The organism is Clostridium sp. C105KSO13 (assembly GCF_001517425.1).
GTDB lineage: Bacteria > Bacillota > Clostridia > Lachnospirales > Lachnospiraceae > Muricomes.
Genome location: NZ_FBWL01000170.1, coordinates 33,656 through 46,218, shown reverse-complemented (window position 1 = coordinate 46,218; position 12,563 = coordinate 33,656). Strand labels below are relative to the sequence as shown.

Annotated in this window: 11 protein-coding genes; all 11 read right to left on the bottom strand. The window is 43.9% G+C overall.

Annotated features, from left to right (window positions below):
* Window positions 1-159 precede the first annotated feature (159 nt).
* Window positions 160-606 (bottom strand): RrF2 family transcriptional regulator, encoded by a 447-nt coding sequence (locus tag BN3456_RS12565; RefSeq protein WP_089984577.1) that lies wholly within the window; start codon window positions 604-606, stop codon window positions 160-162.
* Window positions 607-630: 24 nt separating this feature from the next.
* Window positions 631-1,938, bottom strand: coding sequence for an O-acetylhomoserine aminocarboxypropyltransferase/cysteine synthase family protein (locus BN3456_RS12560; RefSeq protein ID WP_089984575.1), 1,308 nt, complete (start codon window positions 1,936-1,938; stop codon window positions 631-633).
* Between the two features lie 23 nt (window positions 1,939-1,961).
* Window positions 1,962-2,894 carry a cysteine synthase A gene (gene cysK / locus BN3456_RS12555; RefSeq protein WP_089984573.1) on the bottom strand — a complete coding sequence of 311 codons (933 nt, stop codon included), beginning with the start codon at window positions 2,892-2,894 and terminating at the stop codon, window positions 1,962-1,964.
* A 185-nt stretch (window positions 2,895-3,079) separates the two neighbouring features.
* Window positions 3,080-3,961 (bottom strand): nitroreductase family protein, encoded by an 882-nt coding sequence (locus BN3456_RS12550; protein WP_089984571.1) that lies wholly within the window; start codon window positions 3,959-3,961, stop codon window positions 3,080-3,082.
* 14 nt (window positions 3,962-3,975) lie between these two features.
* Window positions 3,976-4,758, bottom strand: a complete 783-nt coding sequence (locus BN3456_RS12545) for an ABC transporter ATP-binding protein (protein WP_089984569.1) — start codon at window positions 4,756-4,758, stop codon at window positions 3,976-3,978.
* A 19-nt stretch (window positions 4,759-4,777) separates the two neighbouring features.
* Window positions 4,778-5,845 carry an ABC transporter substrate-binding protein gene (locus tag BN3456_RS12540; RefSeq protein WP_176699194.1) on the bottom strand — a complete coding sequence of 356 codons (1,068 nt, stop codon included), beginning with the start codon at window positions 5,843-5,845 and terminating at the stop codon, window positions 4,778-4,780.
* Window positions 5,842-6,624, bottom strand: coding sequence for an ABC transporter permease (locus BN3456_RS12535; protein WP_089984565.1), 783 nt, complete (start codon window positions 6,622-6,624; stop codon window positions 5,842-5,844). Before BN3456_RS12535 ends, BN3456_RS12540 begins: the two co-directional genes overlap by 4 nt.
* A complete protein-coding gene (locus BN3456_RS12530) occupies window positions 6,605-7,147 on the bottom strand; it encodes an L-2-amino-thiazoline-4-carboxylic acid hydrolase (RefSeq protein ID WP_089984564.1) in 543 nt (180 codons plus the stop codon). Before BN3456_RS12530 ends, BN3456_RS12535 begins: the two co-directional genes overlap by 20 nt.
* Window positions 7,123-8,466 carry an amidohydrolase gene (locus BN3456_RS12525; RefSeq protein WP_089984562.1) on the bottom strand — a complete coding sequence of 448 codons (1,344 nt, stop codon included), beginning with the start codon at window positions 8,464-8,466 and terminating at the stop codon, window positions 7,123-7,125. Before BN3456_RS12525 ends, BN3456_RS12530 begins: the two co-directional genes overlap by 25 nt.
* A gap of 314 nt (window positions 8,467-8,780) precedes the next feature.
* Window positions 8,781-9,407, bottom strand: coding sequence for a flavin reductase (locus BN3456_RS12520; RefSeq protein WP_089984561.1), 627 nt, complete (start codon window positions 9,405-9,407; stop codon window positions 8,781-8,783).
* A gap of 61 nt (window positions 9,408-9,468) precedes the next feature.
* A complete protein-coding gene (locus BN3456_RS12515) occupies window positions 9,469-12,531 on the bottom strand; it encodes a glycoside hydrolase family 2 TIM barrel-domain containing protein (RefSeq protein WP_089984559.1) in 3,063 nt (1,020 codons plus the stop codon).
* Window positions 12,532-12,563: the final 32 nt, after the last annotated feature.

The window sequence follows — 12,563 nt, the reverse complement described above, 5'->3', positions numbered from 1 at the left end:
TTGCTGTCCGTTTTCAGAATTTTCAGACTATTTAGTAAAAACGGGAAGGCATCGTCTTCCCGTTCTAAAACGTTAGTCTGCATAACAATTGTACCGAGGGCAAGCTTGATTCCTTATACGGAAGGGCAAGCCCGATTCTGCTACGCTCCTAAATAGTTACTAAATGTAGTACATGTTCTGTTCATACCCGCTGAATGTCAAATATTCTTTTTCCAAGTCTGCCAACGTTATGTTTTTTAATATTTCATCCAGTTGTTCATTAACATTGTCAATGACTACTGTCTGAATTGTCTTTATGATTGCCTGCTGTTTGTCATCCTCAGAACTTTCTTCTGCTTCAATCTGATAGCTTCCATCCAGTGCTTCTAATATAGAAGCTACCGTGATATTTTCTGCATTGTCGTTCAACAAATATCCGCCCTGGGGCCCCTTTATGCTTTTTACAATTTCTGCTCTTCTGAGACTGGCAAACACTTGTTCCAGATATTGCAGAGAAATGCTGTTCCTCTCGGCAATACTGCTCAGCGCTACATGGTCTGTTTTAGAATTTACGGACAAATCTATCAGTGCCCTGAGACCATATCTGCTTTTTTTTGAAAATTTCATGGTAACCTCCAAAATATTTGTATTCTATATGGCATTAAATGCTTCCCGCAGATCTTCTATGATGTCATCGATATGTTCTGTTCCGATGGAAAGGCGAATGGTATTTGGCTTGATGCCCTGATCGAGCAGTTCCTCCTCTGTGCACTGGCTGTGTGTTGTTGTTGCCGGATGGATAACCAGTGATTTCACATCGGCCACATTGGCCAAAAGTGAAAAGAGTTCCAGATGATCGATAAATTCCTGCGCCTTCTTTGCATCTCCCTTGATTTCAAAAGTAAAGATAGATCCGCCCCCATTTGGGAAATACTTTGCATACAGCGCTTTTTGTTCAGCATCTTCCGTCACGGACGGATGATGCACCTCCTCAACCTGAGGATGATTTTTCAGATACTCCACTACTTTCAGAGCATTTTCCACATGGCGTTCTACCCTGAGAGACAAGGTTTCAAGTCCCTGTAAGAACAAGAATGCATGGAATGGAGATATGGTCGCTCCCGTATCTCTTAGCAGGATTGCACGGATTTTTGTCACGAAAGCTGCTGGTCCTGCTGCCTGTGTAAAGCTGATACCGTGATAGCTTGGATTAGGTTCTGTCAGTGAAGCAAACTTTCCTGAAGCTTCCCAGTCAAACTTTCCACCGTCTACAATCACTCCGCCGATAGTCGTTCCGTGACCGCCAATAAACTTTGTCGCGGAATGTACCACAATATCTGCGCCGTACTCTATAGGACGTACCAGGTATGGTGTCGCAAATGTATTGTCAACAACCAGAGGAATCTTATGGGCGTGTGCAATCTTTGCAATCTTTTCGATGTCCACTACATCCGAATTCGGATTGCCCAATGTTTCTATAAGAATTGCCTTTGTATTTTCTTTTATGGCAGCTTTCACTGCGCTCTCATCAAAAATATCTACAAAAGTTGTTGTAATGCCATATGCCGGCAGTGTGTGAGCCAGCAAATTAAAAGTACCGCCATAAATATTTTTTGCAGATACAATATGGTCACCGTTCTGTGCAAGGTTTTCAATGGTGTATGTGATGGCCGCAGCACCGGAGGCAACAGCTAATGCCGCTGAGCCTCCTTCGAGTGCTGCAATACGCTGTTCAAATACATCTTCTGTCGGATTTGTCAAACGTCCGTAAATGTTCCCTGCATCGGAAAGTCCGAAACGTGCAGCCGCATGTTCACAGTTGCGGAACACATAGGACGATGTCTGATAAATAGGAACTGCTCTTGCATCTGTTACCGGATCGGGCTGTTCCTGCCCAACGTGCAGCTGCAGTGTCTCAAATTTCAGTTTTCTATTTTCTCTTGTGATTTTTTCGCTCAATTTGTTTTTACCTCGTTTTTCTTTTATTCACTAAACAGTGGCGTAGAATAGTATCTGTCCCCTGTATCCGGCAGTAAAGCCACAATTGTCTTTCCTTTGTTCTCCGGGCGCTTTGCAAGTTCAATTGCCGCATACAGCGCAGCCCCGGAAGAAATTCCCACCAGAACACCTTCCTGCTTTGCAAATGATTTTGCTGTTGCAAATGCATCATCATTCTCTATTTTCACAATCTCGTCGTAAATCTTTGTGTTCAGCACCTCCGGAACGAAACCTGCCCCGATTCCCTGAATCTTGTGAGGGCCGCCCTTACCTTCTGAAAGTACTGGTGAAGACGCGGGTTCTACTGCTACGATTTGAATTTCAGGATTCTGGGATTTCAAGTATTCGCCTACCCCTGTGAGAGTACCGCCTGTACCGACTCCTGCGATGAAAATGTCCACATTTCCGTCTGTGTCGTTCCAGATTTCAGGCCCTGTCGTTGCCTTATGAACAGCCGGATTTGCAGGGTTTACAAACTGACCTGGAATAAAGCTGCCTGGAATTTCCTTTGCCAGTTCATCTGCCTTGGCAATGGCACCCTTCATACCTTTGGCACCCTCTGTCAGCACTAGTTCAGCGCCATAAGCTTTTAATATATTCCTTCTTTCAACACTCATTGTCTCCGGCATAGTTAAAATAATACGGTATCCCTTCGCTGCTGCTATAGAAGCAAGACCGATTCCTGTATTTCCTGATGTAGGTTCAATGATGACAGAACCCTCTTTTAAAATACCCTTTGCTTCTGCATCCTCGATCATTGATTTCGCAATCCTGTCCTTAACACTTCCTGCAGGATTAAAGTATTCCAGCTTTGCCAATATTGTAGCTTCCAGTTCCAAACTCTTTTCTACATTTACCACTTCCATCAAGGGGGTATTCCCTATCAGTCCCAATGTTCCTTTAAAAATATTTGCCACTTTCTTTCCCCTACCTTTCATATATGTTTAGTATGTTTTATGCTATTATTATATCTATGTTATTCAGATATGTCAACTATATTTTCTGATTTCAGTATACAAATTTTTAATAGCACATGCAAGGGAAAAATTCTCTTCCCTGCATGTATCATTTATGAATAGCATTTGCCGTTCCAAAAACCATTTTAATACCTTGCCAGTACTGCCGCTTCCACACCGGAACGCAGCGGCGGATGAGGTGTCTGGTCTCCATATCCTACATCAACATAGGTTACCATTCTAATGTAATCAGGCAGCTCAAACTTTTTTCTCAGTCTGTCAGAGAACTCATGATTTGGGAATGTAAGCCATACACCTTCCAAACCAACAGCATGTGCGGCAAGTACGATATTCTGCCCTGCGGCACCGGCATCCAGAAGCTGATTTCTTACAGGTGTAAAGGAATTTGCCTTATAGCATCTCATATCTTGAAGTATCACCAGATGAATCGGACCTCCCGGAACATCACTTCCCCTGAATAATCCAGGCTCGTTTTTCTCTCTTACTACAATATATTTAATGGACTGAACATTACAGCCATGTGCGGCCCACAGTCCGGCCTCCAGTATTTTGTCAATGATTTCATCCGGCACTTCCTGATCTGTAAACTCTCTGACTGAGCGTCTCTCCTTCAGTATTGTAAAGAAATCCTCTTCCATTTCTTTTGTAACCTTCTTAGGCTCATATGGCGATAAATCCACCGGCTCCCCATTAGAAAGTTTATCCGCAGACTGCACTAAAAAGCTGGCGTACTTATATTCCGGAAGTTCTTTGCTTAATCCCCGCTTCACCCATAAGCTCAGAAGATGTTTTGTGTAATCCGCCTGTGTTTCCTTAAGCCTAAGATTACGGTATGCCGCATGATACATTTGGATTTCCAGTGTATGATGGCACCGTTCCCTTACCCTGGCCCTAAATTCAGTTTCATCCATATGTAGGAATTCCTCATCGGTAATCTGCATATTCTTGTTCCATATTGCCCTGGACTCTTCCTTAGTGATGTAATCCATACTTGTGTCTCTAAACATATTTTTTGGCCTCCTTAGATAAAGAACTCTATGCTTTCTTGTTTTTCTGCTCCTCTGCTGATTGCCGCCACAATTTCTGCGGCCTTTTGCACCAGATAGTCATCGCTTCTTGTTCGCGGGTGAGGGATTGAAATTTTATATTCCTCCTGCACCGTACTTGGCCGCGGGCTTAACAGAATCACCCGGTCAGCGAGATATACTGCTTCGTTAATATCGTGTGTTACAAATAAAACGGTCTTTTTTTCTTCCTGTCTGATTCGGATTAATTCCTCCTGCAGCGCGCATCTGGTCAGGTGATCTACGGCACTGAAGGGTTCATCCATAAGAATTACTTTCGGATTCATCACCAGCGCTCTAGCAATCCCCGCCCTTTGTTTCATTCCGCCGGAAAGCTGGGAAGGATATTTGTTTTCAAACCCGCTCAGATTCATCAACTTTACATATTTTGCTGCCCGCTCTTCCCGCTCATCTTTGGGAACTTTTGCAATATCCATCCCGAAGCCGATATTCTTTTTAATTGTTCTCCACGGGTAAAGAGAGGCATCCTGAAATACAACGCCGATATCCCGGCTGGTTCCGTTCACAGGAACATCATCCAGCAGAACCTCACCTGAAGTATGTTCAAGAAGACCTGCGACAATTTCGAGCAGTGTACTTTTCCCACATCCTGAGGGACCTACAATGCAGACAAATTCCCCGTCCCGGATTTCTATATTGATATTTGTCAGAGCATGGGTCTCCTCACCGTTCTCGCCGGAATAATATTTCTCCAGATTTTTAATTTTAATGGTCGGCATCCTTTTATTCCCTTCCTTACTATTTGCTTTCCGGGTCTGTAAGGCCCAGCTCATCGGCAGCTTTCTGTGCAAATTCATTTGTATAGGTTCCGTCTGCCTCTACTTTTTTGTCAAGCCATCCGTAATCTTTCAGATATTCGACAGTCCTGTTGATCCTGTCTTCCGGTATTACAGGATAGTCAAACCATACATCCTTTTCTGATTCTACAGCCTTTTTCATCACATCCTCGGGAGTGTTCATCTGTTTAGACGCCCAGGAAATAAACTCATCGAAATATTCATTTTTTACTTCTTCATGTACTTTATAGTAAGCAGTCAGAAAGCGCTGTAATTTCCCAGGTTCCTTCTCAATCATCTTATCTGACGCTATAATAGTTCCTGTATAGTAATCCGGAATATAATCCCACGCCCGGCCCAGGATATGCCCTGTTCCTTCAGCTTCTGCCAGTGCGGCATAGGGGTTGTGAATGATGGTTGCATCCACCTCTTCCGATGTCAGTGTGGCATAGGCTGACTGGTAGGTACCGTTCGCCACCAGCGTCACATCGTTTTCACTCAGTCCGTTCTCCTCCAGCATCTTCAGTACGGAAAGCCTCATACCGCCTGCTGCGGCCGCAGTTCCGATTGTTTTTCCCTTCAGATCGCTGATTTTCTTAATATTGTCGTCCTTGGCTACCAGCCAATAGCTGCCGGAATATCTCCACATATTTCCTACCAGTTTTGCCGGCACACCATTATAGATGCCTGGGATATAAGCGCTTGGGTCACCGTCAGCAAGATCAATCTCTCCCCGGGTTATCAGAGAAAGTACCTCGTCATTGCTGCTCCACTGGACATTATCAAATTCAATACCAAGCTCTTTATACAGCCCTTTTTCAATAGCAAAGTTGTTGACAGCTCCGGTCATACCTGTGGCAAAGCAAGTGCGCAGGGTAATTATGTCCTCCTCTTCCAAGCCGGAACCGGAGGTTTTTGTTGTTTCGGTCTTTTTTGACGCCTCAGAGTCTTCCGCAGATGTGCATCCGGTCACAACCGAAACTACCAGTGCCGCTGCTGCCAATACGGATATAATTCTTTTTTTCATCATACAATTCCTTTCCATCTGTGACACACTAAATATTCAATTACTGCAATCAGTTTAACAAAACATACTGAAATCACGGTTACCAGTATGATGATAAAAAACATCCTGGGTGTGTTCAGCAAGGTCTGGGATTCTGAAAGCAAATATCCAAGTCCTGCTTTTGCAGACTGCATCTCCGAGAATACAACTCCTGTCAGTGCTGTAGCTGCAGCCAGCCTCAGACCATTGAACATGGAGGGGAGGGCAGCGGGAAGCATAACTTTGAACACAGTCTGCATCTTTGTTGCATTGAATACCCTCGCCACTTTCAAATACTCTATCTTGCATTCTTTCGCCCCTGTAACGGTATTGTATAAAATCTGAAATACGGAAAACAGGAATATCAGTACTACTTTAGATTTAAAACCAATGCCAAACCAAAGGATTAGCAGGGGCAGTATCGCTGTCTTGGGAATTGCCATAACGGAGGAAAAAAACACATTGCTGTAAGCTTCCACTTTCGGAAACATAGTCCAAATCAAACCTACCGCAATACCGAACGCTGCAGCCAGTGCATATCCCACTGCCACCTCCTGAAGAGTAAGAAACAAATGTGGCCATAAAGTTCCGTCTGTTATAATACGAGCTGCCTCCTTCAAAATACTGTATGGAGATGCCATAAATACCTTGTTGACCGCTCCGGAATCCACCGCATATTCCATATATCCAAGCAGTGCCGCCAGGGTCAGAATCTGCAGCACATTGATAAAGGTGATTTTCTGCTTACTGCTCTTTGCTGCCATAAGTGTAATTTCCTCTCTTCACTTCTTCACTTTCAAAATATTCTCTCTCACAGCTTTCTCCTTCAAGAAGCACATTCTGTGTAAGCCTATGGGAAAGATGTTTTGTAAAGTTTTCAATTGTTGTGGTATCTATCACGTCGCAGTAGTAAGGTGCCAGCTCCCTGAACCACGGATATTCGTCAAAATACGTTCTCCAGGTTTCAGCATAGGGACAGTGGTCTGCTCCCCACTGCGGAATCCATCCACACATAGGAAGATCTATCACATCCATGAAATCCTCCCTTGTCTCTGTGGATTTACCCTGTCTATAGGCTTTTTCCCTTAATTGATCGGAACGATCTACCGCAAGTTCAAATACGGTCTGTCTGACAATTTCCTTTGTCTTTTCCAGTCCGTAAGTCTTCTGCAGCACATCACAGAAATGAAAATACAGCATTGCAAACTGTCTCGCTGCCTTTCTGATTTGATCCACCATCTGCTCCCTTTGAACAGTGCCTGTTATTTCGTAACTTTCCTTTCCCATATTTCCTCTTCCTCCACCGAATAAAACTTATTCAGAAATTCCACATATTCTTCTTTTGACTGAAATACCGGTTGATACTCTTCTTTTACCTTTCTGGCAACTGCAGCTCCATCTTTTAACATCCGGTATGCACTAAGTGCAAAAATTTTTGCAGTCAGTATATAAGCTTCTTCTTCGTCATAAACTGCAAACTCAGACTGATGTAATCCGCCGGAAGCCCCGCCGGTATTAAACGTCAGTACCGGCATCAGATGCTGAACATCACCCACATCGGTAGATCCGCCCCCGTGCTTTTTGACAACATCTGTATCCACCTTTTTGGGAGCAGATACCTCTTTGATTACTTCCACGACCTCCTCAGGTACTGCCTGTGGAAGTGACGGAAGATATCCGGGCATTGTCTCAATCCGGTATCCCGCGCCCATCGCTATGGCCCCTGCTTTAAAGGATCTGTCTGTCTTCAGGGAAGCGTCCATAAAAGCTTCTCTTGTCTTTCCTCTGACCAGCGTCTCCATGACGGCCTCGTCCGGTACCACATTTACTAGATTGCCGCCTTTCGTCATAATAGGATGTACTCTGACACAGTCCTCGTCACGGAATGTCTCACGGTTAAAAGACAGCCCCTGAAGCCCCAGCGCAGCCGCCGACAATGCGTTTACTCCCTGTTCTTTTGCTGCCGCCGCGTGTGCGGCTTTCCCTTTTATAGTAATAACTTTAGACACAAAGCCGTTGCTGCTTCCGGTTCCGGCGGATATTCCATCCATGGAAATGTGATGAACAATACATGCGTCAATATCATCAAATGCCCCTATACGAATCAGCTCACATTTCCCGCCGCCATAATCGATTTTCCCCTGCTTCAAAAGTGTTTTCTTAAATTCCACTTCTCCGTATTCTTCTGCCGGCGCCGCCATGAAAACAATCTGTCCGTCCAGCTTCTTAGAAATGTCTTTTTTTGTAAGCGCAAGTGCTGCCCCTATGACTCCAGCAAGCTGTGCATGGTGTCCACAGCAGTGTGCTGCCTGTGTTTCAGGATTTGCATATGTATGGCTGGGAATCCTCAGGGCATCCAGTTCTCCGATCAGCGCAAGAGAAAAATTCCCCTTCTTTTCCGAATTCAGATATGCCTTCACACCGGTAATTGCCAGGTTATCTTCAACCCGCTCTGTCCGGTTCTCCATAAACTTTCGAAACTTCTCACTGGTTCTGAATTCCTTGTACCCCAATTCGCCATGACAATAAACATCATTCGCAAACTCCAAAATTACACTTCTGTTGTCATCAATTATTTGTGCAATCTGTTCTTCTATTTTGTCCATACACACCCTTCTCTCCACTTATTCGCTCACACTTTCCCGCGTTAATGCTCCAAAACATATATTGCATGTAGGATTAGTAGGTATATTATCACTATTTCCCCTCGCTGTCAATTACTTTTTCATACTTCTCATATATAAATAATATGTATAGATATTGAAAGTAGTTCCTACAAATAAGACTGCATATTTTTCTTCACACAGAGGACTATCTTATGGTATTTTGTACACAAAGATGCCCTTCTATGATTGTTATCCAACCATAAAAGGGCACGCACAAAGTTACATTCTTCCCCAAAAGTGAAACTGTTCGTTAATTACAACTTCACAAAATATTCTCTGCCATTCCCGCACACAGGGCAGACATAATCATCCGGTATCGTATCTGCTTCCAATATATAGCCGCAGACCTGGCAGCGGTATCCTGTCTTCTGCTCCTCAGGAATGTAGCTGGATGCCTTGGGCGGTGTAACCCCTTTTTTTACTGAATGATAGTAAGCATATGTCAAAGGTGGTTCATCTTTGTCCAAGACTTCCGCGTCATCTATCTCGGCAAGAAAGACTTTGTGTGTTCCTACATCCATAGAAGATTTCACTTTACAGGTATATCTTGCGACTACCTGCTCACATACATATGGTATATCGTGACAATCTATCTCTGTCTCAAATCCTTCAAATTTATTCTTATCCTTACTGCTCTGGAAACCAAATGCCCGGATTAGCTCCATCGAAGCATCCTGCGAAAGCGCGACTCCTTCAAAATACCCGGATTTTTCTATTACACTGGTTGTGTAATTATCCTTGTTAATTGTAAGGGTAACCTGCAACGGCTTTGATGTCACCTGCATCAGTGTATTTACAACACAGCCGCCTGTCTTCCCGTCACATTTGGACGAAATCAGATAAAGTCCATAACTCATTTTTCGAAATGCTTTTGTATTCATTTAAATCCTCCTCCAAAACAATAGTTATTGTTACTATCATTTTGACACAAATGGAATTATTTTACAAGCCTATACAAGGTTTTACTGTAAACGAAAAGGCAAGCTTTTCTTTCCCATAGATTCTGTAAGGTTCGTGAACCTCTGCTCCCCAGCTGTTGTCCCCTCCTATTCCTTTTTGGCGCGCATTAAGCCGGAGAACTGTTGCATAGGGGCGGGGAAGTTCGTGTAAATGCCTTGCTTCTTCCAGTTCATGGCATGTATATGGAAGTGTGGAAAATTCAAACGGTAAATCTGAAGATATATGTATCCCCAATCCCTTTTCATCGGTTATTTCCACCCAGCGTGTCTGCACGTGATTCCCGCATTCCTGGGGAACCACATATTTCGCCATGCTATCCTCAGGTTTTGTCTTATGAATACCAATTTTACTTCCTTCGCATCTATCAATGTAAGTCTCCCACGGCCCTTTCCCATACCATGTTACATTCTGCAGGGACAACGGTAATTTCCAACTCACTCCAAAACAGGGGAGTTCCGGAATGTCTTCACTATCTTTCGCATTTGGGGTATTTCTCGTCCACACTTCCTCAACAGACAAACCACCATCTTCCGAAATAAGGTGTGTTACATTGCACAAAGCCCCACCAAATATCTCATATGTAACATCTACTTTAGCAGAGCAATCGTCTTTTTGAAAACTGACTTCTTTGACATTTTGATAGAGAGAGGCTGTTTTCCACCCCGCACATCTCAATTTCATCTTGTTACCTTCATCGTTATCAATCGGAGCTCTCCAGAAATTAGGCAATAGCGTGTGCAGAGAATCGTAAACCAACTCCTTGCCGCCCACTTTGTAGGAAACCAGCTTTCCCGTCTGTTTTTGGTACATCACTGACCACCCATCGCAAATCACAGAAAATACCGTATCTCCATCTATAATTTTTATCTTTGTTTTGTTTTTTTCATTGCATTTTGTTTTCTCGGGCGGTATAACACACTGTCCAAAAGCACATTCATGGCCTGCTTTCGCATATGCTTTATCTTCCTTTAAAATCAGAGACGCAGTAATCACATACTCTTCAGTGTCAGAAAGGGAAGCCTTTATATTTCCCCCTGTTGCTCTAGTCACCGTGTAGTATTTATTTCCTGAGGGCATAACACTAATGTTCCACTCATTGCGTTCCATTATTACCCCCTTCTGTTCCACCGTCCACAAAAGCCTGAGGTCACTGCCGTCTGTGAACAGATTCCGATTTTCCACATATACTCCGTTTTCGTCCGGAACAAGCTTAAAAGGCTGGTAGCAATATTTCACTTCCGGTACTTTAGGAGAAACCTTCCGGTCTGAATACAGCAATCCGTTGGTACAAAAATTATAATCTGCAGGTCTGTCTCCAAAATCTCCGCCATATGCCATGGTTTCCCGGCCGAACATGTCTTTTACAAGAAGTGACTGGTCAATATAATCCCATAGAAAGCCCCCACAGTACTGTGGATATTTCTCTGCCAGTCTTGTATATTCCGAAAGATTCCCGCAGGAATTCCCCATTGCATGAGAATACTCGCAGAGAATGTACGGCTTCTTTGGATGATTGGAAAGATACTCCTCTGCCATCTCCGGCGATGCATACATCCTGCTCTCAAAATCTGTTGTTTTCTCCCATTTCCGGTCATGGCAGACATTTTCATAGTGCACCGGTCTTGATGGGTCCCTTTCTCGGAAATACATACTCATGTCAAACAGATTCTTCCCGCTCCAGGACTCATTTCCTACACTCCATGAAAAAATGCAAGGATGATTTTTGTCTCTCTCCAGCATAGCCTGTGCTCTTGCCATACAGGCTTCCTTCCACTCGGGGAAATCTCCGGGCAGAGTGTACTCGTTATGTCCCATATGCCATGTGCCATGTGTTTCCAGATTTGCTTCATCCATCACATATAAACCATATTCATCACAAAGCTCATACCAGTAGGACTGATTTGGATAATGGCTGGTGCGCACTGCATTAAAATTGTTCTGCTTAAGGAAGCGGATATCCCACTCCATATCTTCTTTTCCGATTGCACGCCCTTTGTACCCGGAAAACTCATGCCGATTTACGCCATTTAGCACAAGCCTTTTTCCATTTATGTAAAGTATGGAATCATGTATCTCCACTTTTCTGAATCCAATTTTCTGTGTCACACATTCAGCCACATTTCCACCGCTGTCCGTTACACTTAATAAAATCTCATAAAGGTTGGGAACCTCCGCACTCCAAGGCAGCACATTGTCAACTTCCACGACAATGGTATCTTTTTTTGTCTTCCCTTCTCCACACCTTTCACCCGTGGGACTGAACAATTTCCATTCTGTCGAAATGTCTTTGCAGTTAGGGTCTCTGGTATCGACCGAAAAAGATATCTCTGCCCTTCCTCTTTTGTAGTCATCCACAAGGTCTGCCTTTACGTCGATGTCCCGGATATGAATTTCAGGTACAGCGGTTATTGAGACTTCCCGCATGATTCCTCCCATTCTCCAAAAGTCCTGATCCTCCAGCCACGCTCCTGAAGAAAAACGGCTTACTTGCACAGCAAGTGTATTTCCCCCCTCTTCCAGTGCATTTGTAATATCAAACACAGCCGGCGTATAGCTGTCTTCGCTGTATCCGATATATACTCCGTTTAGCCAGAAGAAAAATCCTGTTTCTACACCTTCAAAGTGAATCCGGCAGCGTTTGTCCTTGAACTGGTCCGGCAAAATAAAACTCTTCACGTAAAGTCCCGTAGGGTTAATTTCCTTTGGGATTTTATGTGGTTCTACATTCTCCCTTCCCGTCCACGGATAACTTGTGTCGGTATACTGGGGCTGTCCGTACCCCTGCAGTTCCATATGCCCGGGCACCTTTATATCCTGCCAGCCCGACACATTAAAATCCTTTTTCTCAAATCCATCCGGTACTGCATCCGGATTAGGACACCACATGAACCTCCATATACCGTTTAGAGATTTCTTGAGTGACATTTCCCCACGTGCTGCCTCCTCCCGATTTTTGTACCATTTATGATCAGAGCTGGGTGGAATCCTATTGTCCTGAAAAATCTCCGGATTCTCCAGAATCTCAATTCTTTTCTGCTTATCCATTTTCTCCTCCTACACACCTTTTCTATATCTTC